The following is a 14,922-nucleotide window of genomic DNA, read 5'->3' on the forward strand; positions in this document are numbered from 1 at the left end:
AGAGAATGCGGTGATATCCCCTAGCCGAAACCGATCAGATCTTTCATGAATCGTAGGCTTTCGTGGCTACTGCTCGCCTTGTTCAGTGTTCCGGCGCTTGCCGACTTCAAGGGATCCGTGAGCTTTGCAACGGATTATGTTTATCGGGGCTACACAAAGAGCAGAAACAATCCCGTCGGCCTGGGGAATCTGGAATACGAGCACGAAATCGGCCTGTATGCCGGCCTCTGGGTGGCGCCGGTGAGTTTCGACGATGAATACTACGATGACCGAGCCCATGTGGAAATCAATCCTTATCTGGGTTGGGCGACCAAGTTTGCCAAGAACTGGAAGCTTGATCTCGCGGCTAGCCGGTATCTATATGATGGCAATGTGTTCGGCCAGGACTCGGACTATAACGAACTCTACGGTTCGCTCCATTACCGCGATCTTCTGAGCGCTCGGGTGGCTTTCGCCTACGATACCTATAACCGTGGCGCCAAGACCTTGGCCTATGAACTGGTCGGCCGCTATAGCCCGGTGGATCGGCTGCAACTGTCCGCGGGCGTAGGCTTTCATCAGGCCGGCGAACTGGCGCACTACGACTACTTTTTCTGGAATGCCGGAGTGACCTGGTACGTGAATCGGTATATTTCGGTCGATTTGCGCTATGTGGATACCAAGTTGCCTTATTACGAGCATCACGAGGACGAGCCTGAGAATGGATCGATATATCTCCAGCCGCTGGATGACCGCTTTCTATTTTCCCTCTCTGTCGGCTTTTAGTGAACTTTTGGCCTGGCCGCGGAATAAATAGAGTAGAACCGCGGATTGACAGGTCCTCTTGTAGGCGATTTATCGCTTACTAGCCGGATAGCCGAACGGTCAAAAGAGCACGGTCGACCTTGTTCGGGTCCAATGGTTTTGTAATGACGACAGGTCGAGTTTCTTTTGAAGGACGCCCCCTAGAATGCAGGCTTATGGGCTAGACCTGTTCGACAGTGGTGTAGCGTTCGAGAAGCGCTGAACGTATGTCTCACATTTGCAAATAGCTCGAGCTCTTCTTGGATGATGGGATGCCTAAGTTGGATGCTCTTATTGTTGGAGAAGCGCGATGAATCTGAGTAAGCCATGCCCGCCGGACCGTGAGCACGATGATGTGTTTTCACTTTTGCCCTGGCATATAACCGGAACCCTAGAGAGCGAAGAGCAGGCGCGGGTGGAGGCGCATTTGAGCCGTTGCCTGATTTGCCGACGTGAACGGGTGAAGCTTTACGCGCTTTCGGAGCGAATCTCTCACACGCCTTGTCCGAATCTGGATCCGCAGGCCGGATACTCTCGCCTGCTCGCCACCATTCGGCAGCGTGAACGATCCGAATCGGCGGCGTTGCACTTCGATCGATTTGGCCGACTTCGAACCTGGCTCCGGCATTTTCCGGTCATCGTAAGCAAGCCACTGACCCGCGTGGCTCTGGCGGTGGTGCTTTTGCTGCTGATCGTCCCCTTGAGCTGGCGCCAGTGGGATCAACTAACGGAGCCCCGGTTTCGAACTTTGGCCGACCCCGCTTCGACCGCAGCCTCGAATCAGGGGGATCTGCGCCTGGTGGTCGAACCGAGTCTTGGCGCCGAACATGTTGATGCGCTCTTGAAAGCAGTCGACGGGAGCCGAGTCGACATGCCCGGTTCGGCGGACGTTTATACGGTCCGACTGGCCGACGGCAGAGACAAGAATGCGAGGATCGAAGCGGCCTTGGCCTACCTTCGGCGCCAACCGGGTGTATTGCTGGCAGAGCCGACAACCGGGCCTTCTTCGGTGCCATGACGTTCAGCTTGATCGCTTTAGTCTTGGCGCTCCTGTTGCAACTGACCGGATGCGTGACGGACCGTGATTTTCCAAGCATCGGTCCCACGGCCGATCCATCGATTGAAGAGCGGCGCATCCTGGTGACTTTCACCGATTCGAGCATCGGACGCAAGGTGCCGGACAATATTCTGGATCGTTATCGCGCACATGGCCGTTACATGAGTTCTGCCTGGAGCACCCGCGTCGCGGTAGATTTGGCGGAGCAGTACGGGCTGAAGCTGATGGCGGAATGGCCTGTTACCATTTTGAGAGTAGTGTGCGTGGTGTACGAAATTCCTGTCGGTCAAATCCCCGCCGATACTATCAAGACCATCGCGCAGGATCGCCGGGTCGAATCCGTACAGATCATGCGGACCTTCCGGGCTTTAGTAAATAATGCGTCGGCTTCCTTCGGCAGTGATCCTTATTTTCGACTGCAAAAAAACTTACAGCGCATGCACATCGAGGAAGCCCATCGTCTGACGACCGGACGGGGCGTTCGCATCGCGCTGGTCGATACCGGTGTGGATGATACCCATCCCGACCTCAGGGGCCAAATCGCTGTCTCTAAAAATCTGGCATCATCGAATCACGATAAACCGACCGATGATATCCACGGGACGGCTGTCGCCGGCATAGTCGCCGCTCACCGTGGAAATGGAATTGGTATTGCGGGAGTTGCGCCCGATGCCAAAATCTACGCGCTTAAGGCGTGTTGGCCGGAGCGCTTCGGTTCCGTCGCTGCAGTGTGCAACAGCTTTACGCTCTTGGCGGCGCTCAATGAAGCCGTGCGTCTTGGCACCCATATCATCAATCTGAGCCTGACCGGGCCTGATGATCCGCTGGTCGGACGGCTTCTTCGGGCGGCGATCGATCAGGGTATCCTCGTGGTCGGCGCGGACGCCCGTGAAAACGGATCGATCGCGGGCTTTCCCGCCAATCAGACCGGAGTCATTGCGGTCCGAGCCGCCCAGGTGGATCGCAAGCCGGAAGCGGCCGCCAACGATGGGATCCATGCCCCCGGTACCGATATTCTTACGACACTGCCGCACGGGAGGTACGACTTCGTGTCCGGTAGTTCCTTCGCCGCTCCCCATGTCACGGGCCTGTTGGCCCTGATGCGGCAACTCAAGCCCAGCTTGACCTCGCCTGAGGCTATAGAACTCCTACACGCGTCGGCGGCGACCTCCGCGCAAGCTCCGAATCCATTGGACCGGATCGTCGATGCTTGCCTTGCACTCGCGCGATTGCTCGGTATCCCTGATTGCGGAAAGCCTTCGTAGCCGATCTTCACGTTCCCGAACCGCCGCTTCATGACTAGGTGGAGAGCTTTCTATCGCGCGAGCAGCCGGCGTCATGACATATCCTCTTCGGAAGGATCCATGAGCTCCGGTGTCAGCTCGTTAAATAAGGTCTGAAGCCTCTTGCGTGCATGAAACATCCGTGTTTTCACCGTATTTTCCGGACAGTCGAGGATGGCTGCGATCTCCTGATAACGAAGTCCATGGCCAAAGGTCAACTCGATAACGGCGCGTTGCTCCTGCGGGAGCGAGTCCAAAGCAACGGAGAGCAGATCCTCGCCTTCCACCTGCCGTGCCGGTGACGCTCTGTTATCCGCCAATTCCTCTCCGAACTCGTCAATAGGCACGGCATGGGCGGATCTGGCCTGCTTCGCCGAGGCCTTAAGCGCCTTTCGATAAGCAATACCGAAAATCCAAGTTGATACCTTACATGTGTAATCAAAGGTCTCGGGCTTTTCCCACACGACTAGCATCGTTTCATTGATCACATCCTCCACCATATCCGGCTGTCGCGTCGCCTGAAAAATAAACCTGGACAAGCGATGATAGAAGGCCGAATACAACATCTCGAAAGCACCCACATCGCGCGCCTGGATACCGGTCATCAGTTCCCGATCCCGATGATCATCGATGCATGAGGCGGTTTGTCTATCAGGCAGGATTAGCGTGGGATCGACGGTCATAGGCAATGAATCGGTACCATGGTTGGTTTTTCCGAAGCAGGAATAATCCGAGTCTAATCTGTAGATTTCGGGAAATTCCGAAAAGGTTCATCGCCGTCAGGATTTTTTGCCGCGGGATGTCGCGGCGGTCTGAAAAGGGGGCCCCTGCCCGATAAGGAGCCGGTCGCCCCCGATTTCTGGGTGACAACTCACTACCCTTACTTAGGCGGACAACCGCCTCATAGAAAAGATTCGGGCGCTGATACTACAGCAGACTCTTTAGCGGGCTAGAGCATTTTCATACCGACTGTACGGGCACTCGCGCGTAGGTCGGGAATCCTTTCCCGACGCCACGTCTCGGCCGCGCATCTTCTATGGCGGCGGACCGCGCCCTTACTGCTGGAACAGCCTTTCCAGCCGCCGCGGGTGCGCGATATCGCCCGCGCCGAATCCCTGGACGAAACGGCGGTGCGGAAGCTTCTGATACAGGCGGCGCGTATGGGCCGGGTCTACCGCGTCGCCCACGATCACTACTTCGACCGGACGGCCGTCGCCGCGCTAGCCGACATCGTCCGCGACCTCGCCCGGGAAGCGCCCGACGGCACGGTCACGGCCGCCGCGTTCCGCGACCGCATCGGCACGGGCCGCAAGCTGGCCATCCACATCCTGGAATACTTCGACCGCGTCGGCCTGACCCGCCGCCTGCGCGACGCACACCTGCTGCGCAACGACGGCCTGCAATTCTGACCACTCGGTCCCGCACCAACACTGAGCAGCCTGTTCCTGTTTCCACTGGGAAACAAAAGGGTCGGATACCCGTTAAGGAAGCTCTGAACAAGTGGATTCCGTTCACTGTTCGACAAGCCTGTCCTGAGCCCGTCGAAGGGCTCACCACGAACGGAATCAAGTCGTTACCGTTCGTCCTGAGCCTGTCGAAGGACTTAACCAGAGCTTCCTTAAACGGCAACACCCCTCACAGCTTGCCGAAGAGGGATTTTGCCAATGTCATGTCAGTGCTAAGTCCCTTATTCCATTCGGCATTAAATTGAACATTACGTAGGGTGGGTTAGGCGCGTACCAGAAAACGTTTTCTGGCGGTCACTGGGCTATGAACGCGCCGTAACCCACCGATTCCGCGGCTATTGAAAGCGATTTGGAATTACCCTGAACTTTCCGAAAAGAAGATCTGAAAAGCCTTATCCCCTGGGCAAAACACCATTGATCCCGGCCGAAAGTGCCGGCGTCCTGTATCCAGCGTAGGTCGGCGAACCTTTGCCGACGAAAGTGTTGGACCGTTACACCAGATGGGAAAAGTCCCAGTTCAATCCGTCCAAGAGACTAACCACACCTCGCCCACCCCGATTCAGCACATAGGTAGAAATCATGGCGGTGCTCACGTTTTTATGCCCCGGTAAATCGATGCCCAATATCGCTCGATAGAGGGATAAAGGCACGGCCAAGGCTTGATTCTGCGTCCACGCCGACACATTGCCTTCCGCCGCCAGACGGATAAAAACGTCTCCACTTCGACGATGCCCATGTCGCGGGGATGGCGTTTGCCGTTAAAGAGAATAAAGCGCCTGAGCCAATGGACATATTGTGTTTCCCTACTAATATCTTATTTCGCCCTGATGCGGGCGCGCACCTGATTCAACAGTTTCGGGCCACCGGCGGCGGGCGGTGTATCTGCTTCGGCCATAAGCCCCATCTATATGATGGTAATTTATTAATTACAAAAACTTAAAATAATAAATTCTGAGTTATATACCGCACCACTCGGTGTTATACACCTGGGGTAGGTGTTTAATACGAAGTTAGCCAAGGAAATAAAATGCACACTGGAACTGTCAGTTTCACAGCAAAAACCTCGGGCTTAGAGATAGAAGAGATCACTGTAGAATCCGCCCATCCGAACATAAATTTTCTTACGTGCCCCATCTCTGAAGGCGGAGCGATTGTGATCAATGCAAACCTAGAAGAGGTTTACTACGAGGATTGGCCTGTTCAGGAAGTAGTTCAGGAAGTTCAGCAATTCGTAGATGTGTTGAGCTTTGAATTCAATCGTCCAATCCATTCCCTAAGAGAATCTGGCTATTCAATTAAAAAGAATGATGGTTCAGGTATGAGTCAAGTATCTTCGAGTCTTGTTCTCGTGTGGGATGTTGTTTCAGATACATTGAAACCTGGTGGCAACTCCTTAGAGCAAGTAAAACAGCGCTTTCTGAACTTTCGTAATTCCTCGTCGCTGCGGACGTATTCGTCGGCAATACAACAAGAAGATCCGATTGCAAGGTTTATATTCTTATACAACATCATTCTAACGCTTAGTGGAGATAAGCAGGCCGTTGTGGATACCAATATTATCTCTATAGCACCAGAAACACCTAGAACCCCAAGTCCGATTAAACCGAATATGCAAGAAACCGTGTATACACGTCTCAGAAATGAAATCGCACATAACCGCGTTGGTGCAGATTTTGGTGCCACTAGCGCGGAAGTCAACCAATGGGCACCTGAGTTGGGAAGAATTACGAGGCAATTGGTTTTGAATAATGGCTAATAAGGCGGCCTGGTTACCTCTGGCGTTAGGCTTTTGTTCTAGGACAGAAAATATGGCGTATGAGAAACTTCTAATACTTGAATCTGCTTGGTCTGATGAAATCGCAGACTCCCGTGCTACAAGGGAAATATATACGTCATTGGAAACGTTACTATCCCTTCAGGATGATCCAATTCGGATTATCCAGAGACCGTTACTTTCTAGTCGCTATATCGACGATATTGGCCAATTTGTTTCTTTAGATGCGAACCAAAGAGGTCCGAATGTAATCATATTGAGCGCCCACGGCTCATATGACTTGGACATCGACAACAAAGGTAAACGTAAACACTCAAGGCAACTTACTGCATGGGATGGAGACATAAATATTAGCGAAGACATACGAAAGATTAATGGGAATCTGTCAAGGTCGATATTTATCTTGGATGCCTGTGAGATTGGAACCGAAATTAAGTCATTTCGTGCGGCTATTGGCGCATTAGGCGTTATTGGCTTTTCAGATTCCGTTGACTGGATTGATTCTTCGGTTTTCGTCTTGACTTTATTGCTCAGGTTGCAAAGGAGTGGCGTATTTCATATGGAGCGCGCTGGCCAGGAACGGCCAAAGAGTATTTTAGAAGAAATGAAAAATGGTCAGTACAAATCCTTGATGGATTCACTCAACGTTGAATATTCATTTGCCTAACTCGTCATCCCAGCCAATCGCTTTTACATTCGCTACAACCGTCAGCTGAATTCAGGCGCTAGACGTCACCGATGATCCACTCCGAGGACAATCAAGCAGGTGTCGACCGTTTGGCCAAAAACATGCCGAGCCTTGCTCACCTGGAGGGCTCTTTGAGGGCCAAGCGGGATCTCGGCAAATTTCTTGGCGTTCATGTTCAACCTTCGGGTCGTGCGAGGCAGATCGCTGATGGGTACGTCCGACTCGTGGAAAAAGCGATTCTTGAATACGAAGCGTCTAGAGACCAGCTACTGCGATTCCTAGCGGATGGGACAGCGGACTGTGAGTATCGTGCACAAGACCATTTTGAGTCCTGTGTGCAGTCTTTACATCGGGCAATCGAATATCTTGAACGCCTACGTGGGTTTGGATATCGTCGCGAGGACGGACAGCCGCTAGTCCCTAAACCTCGAGACCTCGAAGTTCTTCGTAAACACGTAAGGGCGAAGGTACGAGGAATGCGTGACGCCGCAGAGCATCTCGACTGCGACATCTTAGATGGAAGATATCCAATGAATGCGCAGGTCGGCATCCATCTCGGATGGGATACTGCAACATTGGGCAGTCATTCTATTTCGTATGTTGAGGTAACACGATGGCTAACCCAGCTTCATGAATACGCCGGACTGCTTAGCCGTGTACATGTCGTGGTCGGCCAAAAGGTAAAGTAATGACGTTTAACTTTCCGACAGGCCAAACCCAGCATATCATCCATCGCGGCAATAATCGGCAGATCATCTTCGCCGCCGATGCGGATTACCAATTCTTCCGCGACGCCCTGGTGGACGCGTCCCGCAAACATGGCTAGCAGATACACGCCTACGTCTGGATGGCCAACCATATCCACCTGCTCGCTACCCCGCAATTCGAGAACAGCATCAGCAAGGTGTTTCAATCCGTTGGCCACAAGCATGTGCAATATTTCAACTACGCCTACCAGCGCAGCGGCACGCTATGGGAAGGGCGCTAGGTGACGAAAAGTTCCAGGCGACGATGGAATTGCTCAGCAAGCGACGCGCGGCTTCCAAAGGAGTTGGGCGTCCGAGGAAGGAAAATAATCGTGTCTGACCCCATTTATCTATCTCTAAAGCAAGGAATGCAGATGAAGAAGTTCTTTCATTGCGCAAAAATTGAATCTAATACAAAGTTCGGCGAAGAGAATGCCGCAGGCGCAAAGGCTCATACGACAGTAAACTGAGACATCACACGAAACTCTCTGCGGGAGAAGGGCCCATGAAAACAGAAGATCTGTTGCGAGAAATCGAGTCACTCCCTGTGGAGGAGCGCGCGCGGGTAGCTGACTCAGTGCTCAAGAGCTTGAACCCACCAGAATCTGAAATCGACAAGAAGTGGGCTGAAGTGGCCAAACGGCGGCTGGAAGAGATTAAATCAGGTTCTGTTAAGCCGGTATCGGGAGAAGAGGTCTTTGAAGAGGTCTGGAAACGGTTCTCGTGATGCGGTACTCCTTCCATCCAGAAGCCCAAATGGAGTTCCGACTCGCAATCGATTACTACGAGGAACGAGAAAAGACGCTTGGGTATCAATTCGCGACGGAAGTCTACGCTGCGATAGAGCGAACCACCGCGCATCCCGGAATGTAGCCCTTTATTGAAGAAGGCGTTCGCCGCTGTCTTATTCGTCGGTTCCCGTATGGAATTGTGTACCATCACGACGAGAGCAATGACGAATTGCTAATTCTTGCAGTAATGCATCTTCATCGCGAACCGTACTATTGGGTTCATCGAAACTGATGCCGAACAATGCGCTCAACTCGGACTGCCTCGGTCGCTCCGCTCCTTCGGCAGTGAACGATGCGGTTCGTTCCTTACCGCATCCTACAAAGCCGCTATTCAGGGCTGGCCAAACGCAGCGCTCAAAGGAAAGTGCCGCCTGTTGGCTGCTTTGAAGGTTGGTTTTTTGATCTGGTTCGGTGGCTTCGTTGAACATCCGTTGGCGGCGTGCCCCTTACCTTTGCGTTGGGCATAACCGGAAAGGTCATCATCATGCCAACAATTTCGATGTTTTACGCATCCTCATTCGAATGTTTTTCTATGATACGGACAAGCACAACGTGCCGCACATCCATGCCGAATATCAAGGCCAAGTAGCCGTTTACTCGATTCTCGACGGAGCCGTTTTGGCTGGAGAGCTTCCACCGAGGAAACACAAACTGGTCGTCGCATGGATTGAAATACACCAAGATGATTTGCTTGCTGACTGGCAATTGGCCGTCAACGGCAAGAAACCGTTCCCGATTCGAGGGCTTGATCAATGAATATTGCAGAAGTCATTCCACAAGATAATTACGTGCTGTACATCAAATCCGAAGATGGAAAAACCGGTTTATTTGACGTAAAGCCATATCTCGGCTCTGAAGCATTCTCACCGTTAAAAGACAAAGCCGAGTTCGAGCGAGTTCACAATGGTCGATATTTCGTCGAATGGGACTGTGGAGCAGATCTATCTGCGGATACTATTCAGGCACGCTGGGAAGCCACATCAACGAGGGATGCCCAACAAAGCGCTCCAGCGGACTCCGCTGATACTCCACCGCTGAGCTAATTCGTTAGGGAACCTCTGAACAAGTGGATTCCGTTCACGGTTCGACAAGCCTGTCCTGAGTCCTTCGACAGGCTCAGGACAGGCCCTTCGACTCGGCTCAGGGCGAACGGCCTACTGAGATAGGCTCTAAATATTTCGCCGATCAGCAGAAAACCAGGGAGCGTCTTTCCAATACTCGCCGTTGTTGGAGGCTGAGCGGCCGGATTGGGCACGAATCACTCGCGCGAGTTCGAAAAAGCGGGCGTTCACGGACGTCCGGTAGTGATCAGGGGGAGTGGCGGCCTTGGCCGAAAACTACGCACTCGAAAACAAACTTCCGGAGCTCGTTCTTGGCTGTCATTCAACATTGAAACAGCAAAGCGTCGAGGTAAAGGATCGGAAAAGAGCCGGCGAGTCCGGTACGTGTCCTCGGGGATCTCCACCGACGAGGAATGCCAGATCGCCCGGGAAACCTGGCCATCGTGCACGGCAGATCGGGCGGGGCGGGGCAGGGCGTTAGGCGATACGATAGACAATGTTCTTATGCATATGGGTGCAGCATACCTAGACCCGAGTAAGGCGGCAGCAGTCTCCGGCGATGGCGGCGGAAGTGCCGGATGCGCTTTGCTTAATCCCGCCTACGCGTCCGCAGGGATATTTTTTCCGGGAAATCTCCTAAGGGGTATATTGCTTCTCGCCATCGGCACGGCACTTATGTTGCCGGCACTCTGCCGGGCACTGGACGGAGCAGATGCCGAGCCGTGCCCGGAGGGCGGGGCCGCGTCCGTTTGGACATCGCCGGAAAAGCCGGTGATCGGCGAGCCGCTCAAGCTCATGGTCGTGGCGACTGACGGGCCGGTGAGCGAACTGAGAGCCTTCGCGCCGGATGGCGCTGAACTAGCCTTGGCCGTCACCTGGCGGGGCGGACCTCCGTGGAGCGCGGCCTCCTTCATCGATCACGCCGTCCCTGGAGCCTACCGCATCGAAGCGCAGAGACGGGGCGAGATGGTCGCATGCCGCCGCCTGATCGTCGGCAACGACGCCGAGGCCGGATCGGAGCGCACCGGAGCCGAATGGGACCGGCGGCACGAGGCGCTATATTCCGCCTGGATCGAACGCCTTTTCGATGCGCCGATCGAGGAAAACTACACACTGCCCTCTCTCGAACCGATCCTCAGGAACCCGGAGCGGAACTTCCTTCACGATCACTTCGGCCAGGGCGAGGACGAGAGGCTTCCCGCCACGCCGGACTGCGCGGACCTCCCGTATTTCCTCCGCGCCTACTTCGCCTGGAAGATCGGATTGCCGGTGGCGTTTCGCGCCTGCGACCGAGGGACTTCGCTCAGGCCGCCGCGCTGCGGACCGGCCATCATCGACCAGCGCTTTTCGGCGAAATCGGCACCTGCTTCGGTCTTCAGAGATCTGTCCCGGCGGCTGATGGATACGGTTCACTCGGGGAATGCCCGAACGGCACTCGAAGACGACGGCACGGACTTCTACCCGGTCGAGCTCAAACGCGAAAACCTGTGGCCCGGCACGGTCTACGCCGATCCCTATGGGCATATCCTGGTCATCGTGAAATGGGTCCCGCAAACGGGCGATCAGGCCGGATTGCTCCTCGCCGTCGACGCGCAGCCGGACAACTCGGTCGGCCGCAAACGCTTCTGGGAAGGCACGTTTCTTTTTGTCGATGACGTGAAGAGCGCGGGTCCGGGCTTCAAATCCTTTCGGCCGCTCGGGAGAGAGGGGCAGGGGCCTCTGCGCCTCCAGAGCAACGCGGATTTGGCGGAGCATCCCTTCATCGCACCCTATTCGGCGGAGCAGGCCGAGCTTCCGGCGGAGGATTTCTACGCGCGCGTGATGCGGTTCATCAATCCTGAGGGGCTGGATGCCGAAAAAGCCTACGAATCCGTGCTCGACGCCTTGGTCGAACAATTGGAGACACGAGTTCACGCCGTCGAGAACGGTGAGAATTTTCAGAGGCAGCATCCATGGGCCATCATCCCCATGCCGACGGGGCCTTCGATCTTCGAGACCGTCGGACCCTGGGAGGACTATTCGACGCCCTCCCGGGACATGCGCCTCCTGATCGCCATGGACGTGCTGACACGTTTCCCGGGGCGCATCGTCCGTTATCCCGAGCTTTTCGTGCTCGGCGGACGGGTGCCGGAAATCGTCAGGGAAGAGATCGAGCAACGGCATCGGAAGCTGATACAAGAGCGGCAGGTTGCCTATACCCGGAGCGACGGTTCGACCTGGCGATTGACGGTCGCCGATATCCTGGCGCGGCGGCCGGCGTTCGAGACGGCTTACAATCCCAACGACTGTCCGGAATTCCGCTGGGGCGCCGAATCGGGAACGGCCGAATATGCCACCTGCGTGCGGCGTGCGCCGGCCGATCAGCGCAATCGCATGGAACAGTACCGTCGCTGGTTCCATGAAATGCGCAGACCTCCACGTTAAGGTTCCACATGGCGTTGGATACGGAAATCCATGAACCTCCCCGCTAGGCGCCCCGAACTGGAGCGGGGGATCGGATGGTTTGGCACGGGGGCGATCCTGGCGGGCACCGTGATCGGCACCGGCATATTCCTGGTGCCTTCGACCATAGCCCGCGAGGCGGGCACGGTCTGGGCGGTGTTCCTGGTCTGGCTGGCCGGAGGGCTCCTTTCGCTCGCCGGGGCGCTCAGTTATGCGGAGCTCGGCGCCACCTTCCCGGAAGCCGGTGGGGAATATGTCTTCCTGCGGCGTGCCTATGGCCCCTTATGGGGATTCCTCTTCGGCTGGCAACAGGTGGTCATCGGCAAGACCGGATCGATCGCCAGCGTCGCCACGGCGTTCGCCATCTTTCTCGGTTTCTTCATCCATGATCTCGATCAACCGGTTTGGGGGTCTTCCGTCGCCGGCCTGGATTTCACGCTCACCGGCGTCCAGCTCGCGGCGCTCGCCAGTATCCTGGTCTTCACCCTCTTGAATTACGGCGGCGTCGTCCTGGGAAGCGAGGTACAGACTTTCCTGACGCTGCTGAAGGTCGGTGCCATCGTGGCCTTGGCGGTCCTGAGTCTCGTCAGCGACAAAGGCTCGTGGGAACACTTTTCCGGCGGTGCCACGGCTTCGACCGGGAACGGCATCGAATTCTATGGTGCCGCGCTGGCGGCCGCATTGTGGGCTTACGATGGCTGGAACAACGTGACCATGATCGGGGCGGAGATCCAGAATCCTCAGCGCACGATCCCGCGCGTCCTGATCTTCGGCATCATCGGCGTGATGGCCGTCTACCTCTTGATCAACCTGGCCTATTTCTACGTTCTGCCGCTAGCTGCGGTCCGGCAATCCGGGCGCTTGGCCCAGGACATGGCGTCCTCCGCCCTGGGGGAGTGGGGCGGCAGGGCGATCACGGCGGCGGCGATCGTGTCGACCCTGGCTACCCTGAACGGCGCCATCCTGAGTGGCGCCCGTGTGTCCTACGCGATGGCCCGCGACGGGCTGTTTTTCCGGCACATGGGGGAGGTAGATCCCGTGCATCGGACGCCGGCCAAGGCCTTGATCGTGCAGGGCCTCGCGGCGGGCGGCTTGATCCTGGTATTCGGTCGAGACGAGCGGGCCTTCGAGCACCTGTTCAATTACGCGATCTTCGGCATGTGGGCGTTTTACGGCATCACCGCACTCGCCGTGATCGTGCTGCGCCACCGTCAGCCGGCACTGCCGAGACCCTATCGGACCTTGGGCTATCCCTGGGTGCCCTTGGCGTTCTTTCTGGTGGCGGGTGCATTCTGCACCAGCCTGGCGATGCATAATCCGCGGGAGACCGGGCTGGGCTTGGCGCTCCTGGCTGGCGGATTGCCTTTTTATGCCTATTGGCGGTTCAGAATGAACGCCGGTTCGGGCGCGGGTCTTGAGTGACGCCGGTGAGCCCGCTCATCCATACCAATGCGATGAACGAACATCATGAACGGATGATTGAAGACCCGGCCGATCTGCTGGGGCCTGGATCTCGTCTTGAGTCGACGGCCCATTCGAGCGCCGACATTTCCTTAATCCAGGAAATAGCCGCCGAAAGGTTCGGGTATGCGGCCCGAGGGCGGGTCAGTGTCAGATTTTCTTACACCTGATTGGGGGTACCAACGCAATAACGGTAATAATCGAGTTTTCTCTCAACTTTCTGCTTCTGTGGTCCCTAGGGATTAGGCGAAACGGAGCGCTGGGAGGGGAATGTCATAGTAACAGTGTCAGGAATTTTTACGGTTTCATCCCCGTTGGCGTGGACGGGCGTAGGATTAGCGAGGACGGAATGAACGTAACTAATTGGTTGTGAAGATAATTCTTCCTGATGGACGTGCTCTTGAGATGATCGGCGCGAATATTGCTGCGCTCGAAGGTCGGCCATTCCGGTTGTTCTTTACCAATCCAGAGGAGAATAAGGACATGTTCCAGCATTCCGTCATGCGATTCCCGGCGGCAACCTTGCCCAGATTTATCGTGCTGGCTTGCTCCGTCGCGCTGTTCCTGAGCGGGGAGGCGTCGGCCGTACCGTTCGATCCCAACATTTCCATCACGGCCACGGTCGACTTGGATGGTCTCAGTTCTTCCGCGCCGGCGGGATCCACCCAAACCGGGACTTTTTCCCAGGTGATCGGAGGCTCCCTGACGACCTCGACCGTGGACAGCGGTCTCAATCTCACCGGAACCCTGCCCTTGGGCGGCGCCCTGACCGATATCAATGACAGCGTCGGCATCAGCTTCACCGGCACCGGCAACTCCGCTGGCGGCTCCGGATCCTCAGACTTTTTCGGAAATTACGGCGTTACCCTGAGCAATGCCTCGGCGACCGATACCTTCCAGATCACCCTCGGCCTCCAATTTACCAATCAGGTCGATGCCAATGGAGACGACGTGGGCATCGAAGGGGACATCTTTCTGAATGATGGCGTGACGGAAATCTTCTTCAGCGATCTGATTTCCGACACTTTTTTCGGCGACTCAGCCGGCGGCTCGAACGACGGGACCACAGTGGATACACCTTTCGGGCCATTGGGCACCTTCGGTGCGTCCTTGTCGGACAGCGGCACCGTATTGCTCGATTTCCTTCTCAGCCCGGGCGCCATAATAAATCTGACCGGAGAGAACAATATGTTTCTGGCTCTGTTCGATGGCACTTATAGCGCCACCGTCGAGAGCCGGCTCTTTGTCAGCAGCGTGGTGAACCAAACCACGCCGCCGGCCGTTCCCGAACCCGCCACGTTCTGGCTGATCGGAGCAGGCTTAATGGGACTGCGGGCGACACGCCGATCCATCAAAGCAGATTAGACACT

Annotated in this window: 19 protein-coding genes; 16 read left to right on the plus strand and 3 right to left on the minus strand. The window is 55.8% G+C overall.

The annotated features are described in order from the left end of the window. Positions 1–45: 45 nt before the first annotated feature. From JOD69_RS08190 to JOD69_RS08200, 3 genes are all read left to right on the plus strand, one after another. Entirely contained in the window at positions 46–765 is a 720-nt protein-coding gene (locus tag JOD69_RS08190; protein WP_168183841.1) for a TorF family putative porin, read from the plus strand. A gap of 328 nt (positions 766–1,093) precedes the next feature. Next, positions 1,094–1,801, plus strand: coding sequence for a zf-HC2 domain-containing protein (locus JOD69_RS08195; RefSeq protein ID WP_210023866.1), 708 nt, complete (start codon positions 1,094–1,096; stop codon positions 1,799–1,801). Further along, positions 1,798–3,105 (plus strand): S8 family serine peptidase, encoded by a 1,308-nt coding sequence (locus JOD69_RS08200; RefSeq protein ID WP_077728887.1) that lies wholly within the window; start codon positions 1,798–1,800, stop codon positions 3,103–3,105. Before JOD69_RS08195 ends, JOD69_RS08200 begins: the two co-directional genes overlap by 4 nt. A gap of 71 nt (positions 3,106–3,176) precedes the next feature. Here JOD69_RS08200 and JOD69_RS08205 read toward each other — a convergent pair whose 3' ends face one another. Next, on the minus strand, positions 3,177–3,806 hold the full coding sequence (locus JOD69_RS08205; protein ID WP_245245518.1) for an RNA polymerase sigma factor: 630 nt from the start codon (positions 3,804–3,806) through the stop codon (positions 3,177–3,179). Between the two features lie 315 nt (positions 3,807–4,121). Here JOD69_RS08205 and JOD69_RS25210 point away from each other — a divergent pair, with 315 nt between their 5' ends. Further along, positions 4,122–4,532: a SelB C-terminal domain-containing protein gene (locus JOD69_RS25210; RefSeq protein ID WP_348529951.1), complete on the plus strand. Its 411-nt coding sequence runs from the start codon at positions 4,122–4,124 to the stop codon at positions 4,530–4,532. A gap of 548 nt (positions 4,533–5,080) precedes the next feature. Here JOD69_RS25210 and JOD69_RS08215 read toward each other — a convergent pair. Further along, positions 5,081–5,272 (minus strand): hypothetical protein, encoded by a 192-nt coding sequence (locus JOD69_RS08215; protein ID WP_210023868.1) that lies wholly within the window; start codon positions 5,270–5,272, stop codon positions 5,081–5,083. Between the two features lie 344 nt (positions 5,273–5,616). Between JOD69_RS08215 and JOD69_RS08220 the strand changes: the two genes are divergently transcribed. From JOD69_RS08220 to JOD69_RS08245, 6 genes are all read left to right on the plus strand, one after another. Further along, on the plus strand, positions 5,617–6,345 hold the full coding sequence (locus JOD69_RS08220; RefSeq protein WP_210023869.1) for a hypothetical protein: 729 nt from the start codon (positions 5,617–5,619) through the stop codon (positions 6,343–6,345). Continuing rightward, positions 6,338–7,030 (plus strand): hypothetical protein, encoded by a 693-nt coding sequence (locus JOD69_RS08225; protein ID WP_210023870.1) that lies wholly within the window; start codon positions 6,338–6,340, stop codon positions 7,028–7,030. Before JOD69_RS08220 ends, JOD69_RS08225 begins: the two co-directional genes overlap by 8 nt. Before the next feature lie 709 nt (positions 7,031–7,739). After that, positions 7,740–7,877 carry a hypothetical protein gene (locus JOD69_RS08230; RefSeq protein ID WP_210023871.1) on the plus strand — a complete coding sequence of 46 codons (138 nt, stop codon included), beginning with the start codon at positions 7,740–7,742 and terminating at the stop codon, positions 7,875–7,877. 3 nt (positions 7,878–7,880) lie between these two features. Continuing rightward, entirely contained in the window at positions 7,881–8,039 is a 159-nt protein-coding gene (locus tag JOD69_RS08235) for a transposase (protein WP_348529952.1), read from the plus strand. 90 nt (positions 8,040–8,129) lie between these two features. Continuing rightward, complete coding sequence (locus JOD69_RS08240) at positions 8,130–8,267, plus strand: hypothetical protein (protein WP_210023873.1); 138 nt, start codon at positions 8,130–8,132, stop codon at positions 8,265–8,267. A 35-nt stretch (positions 8,268–8,302) separates the two neighbouring features. Then, positions 8,303–8,524, plus strand: coding sequence for an addiction module protein (locus JOD69_RS08245; protein WP_077728897.1), 222 nt, complete (start codon positions 8,303–8,305; stop codon positions 8,522–8,524). Between the two features lie 177 nt (positions 8,525–8,701). Here JOD69_RS08245 and JOD69_RS08250 read toward each other — a convergent pair whose 3' ends face one another. Continuing rightward, positions 8,702–9,016, minus strand: a complete 315-nt coding sequence (locus tag JOD69_RS08250; protein WP_210023874.1) for a hypothetical protein — start codon at positions 9,014–9,016, stop codon at positions 8,702–8,704. Between JOD69_RS08250 and JOD69_RS08255 the strand changes: the two genes are divergently transcribed. The 6 genes from JOD69_RS08255 to JOD69_RS08280 all read left to right on the plus strand — a co-directional run bounded on the left by JOD69_RS08255 (position 9,009) and on the right by JOD69_RS08280 (position 14,917). Beyond that, the gene (locus tag JOD69_RS08255) at positions 9,009–9,344 is read left to right on the plus strand and encodes a DUF4160 domain-containing protein (protein WP_245245519.1); all 336 of its coding nucleotides are present in this window, start codon (positions 9,009–9,011) and stop codon (positions 9,342–9,344) included. The genes JOD69_RS08250 and JOD69_RS08255 overlap by 8 nt on opposite strands. Continuing rightward, positions 9,341–9,631, plus strand: coding sequence for a DUF2442 domain-containing protein (locus JOD69_RS08260; RefSeq protein WP_077728899.1), 291 nt, complete (start codon positions 9,341–9,343; stop codon positions 9,629–9,631). The genes JOD69_RS08255 and JOD69_RS08260 overlap by 4 nt, the downstream gene beginning before the upstream one ends. 693 nt (positions 9,632–10,324) lie before the next feature. Then, positions 10,325–12,073, plus strand: coding sequence for a hypothetical protein (locus JOD69_RS08265; RefSeq protein ID WP_210023875.1), 1,749 nt, complete (start codon positions 10,325–10,327; stop codon positions 12,071–12,073). Between the two features lie 30 nt (positions 12,074–12,103). Beyond that, positions 12,104–13,513: an amino acid permease gene (locus tag JOD69_RS08270; RefSeq protein WP_210023876.1), complete on the plus strand. Its 1,410-nt coding sequence runs from the start codon at positions 12,104–12,106 to the stop codon at positions 13,511–13,513. Positions 13,514–13,518: 5 nt separating this feature from the next. Continuing rightward, positions 13,519–13,722, plus strand: coding sequence for a hypothetical protein (locus JOD69_RS08275; RefSeq protein ID WP_210023877.1), 204 nt, complete (start codon positions 13,519–13,521; stop codon positions 13,720–13,722). Between the two features lie 313 nt (positions 13,723–14,035). After that, the gene (locus JOD69_RS08280) at positions 14,036–14,917 is read left to right on the plus strand and encodes a PEP-CTERM sorting domain-containing protein (protein ID WP_168175353.1); all 882 of its coding nucleotides are present in this window, start codon (positions 14,036–14,038) and stop codon (positions 14,915–14,917) included. The last annotated feature ends 5 nt before the right edge of the window (positions 14,918–14,922 follow it).

Source organism: Methylocaldum sp. RMAD-M, from assembly GCF_017832375.1.
In the GTDB taxonomy this organism is placed as follows: domain Bacteria; phylum Pseudomonadota; class Gammaproteobacteria; order Methylococcales; family Methylococcaceae; genus Methylocaldum.

Coding starts and splice junctions, on each gene's coding strand:
- JOD69_RS08190 (WP_168183841.1), top strand. CDS start 46: ATGAATCGTAGGCTTTCGTGGCTACTGCTCGCCTTGTTCAGTGTTCCG.
- JOD69_RS08195 (WP_210023866.1), top strand. CDS start 1,094: ATGAATCTGAGTAAGCCATGCCCGCCGGACCGTGAGCACGATGATGTG.
- JOD69_RS08200 (WP_077728887.1), top strand. CDS start 1,798: ATGACGTTCAGCTTGATCGCTTTAGTCTTGGCGCTCCTGTTGCAACTG.
- JOD69_RS08205 (WP_245245518.1), bottom strand. CDS start 3,806: ATGACCGTCGATCCCACGCTAATCCTGCCTGATAGACAAACCGCCTCA.
- JOD69_RS08220 (WP_210023869.1), top strand. CDS start 5,617: ATGCACACTGGAACTGTCAGTTTCACAGCAAAAACCTCGGGCTTAGAG.
- JOD69_RS08225 (WP_210023870.1), top strand. CDS start 6,338: ATGGCTAATAAGGCGGCCTGGTTACCTCTGGCGTTAGGCTTTTGTTCT.
- JOD69_RS08230 (WP_210023871.1), top strand. CDS start 7,740: ATGACGTTTAACTTTCCGACAGGCCAAACCCAGCATATCATCCATCGC.
- JOD69_RS08245 (WP_077728897.1), top strand. CDS start 8,303: ATGAAAACAGAAGATCTGTTGCGAGAAATCGAGTCACTCCCTGTGGAG.
- JOD69_RS08250 (WP_210023874.1), bottom strand. CDS start 9,016: ATGTTCAACGAAGCCACCGAACCAGATCAAAAAACCAACCTTCAAAGC.
- JOD69_RS08260 (WP_077728899.1), top strand. CDS start 9,341: ATGAATATTGCAGAAGTCATTCCACAAGATAATTACGTGCTGTACATC.
- JOD69_RS08265 (WP_210023875.1), top strand. CDS start 10,325: ATGTTGCCGGCACTCTGCCGGGCACTGGACGGAGCAGATGCCGAGCCG.
- JOD69_RS08270 (WP_210023876.1), top strand. CDS start 12,104: ATGAACCTCCCCGCTAGGCGCCCCGAACTGGAGCGGGGGATCGGATGG.
- JOD69_RS08280 (WP_168175353.1), top strand. CDS start 14,036: ATGTTCCAGCATTCCGTCATGCGATTCCCGGCGGCAACCTTGCCCAGA.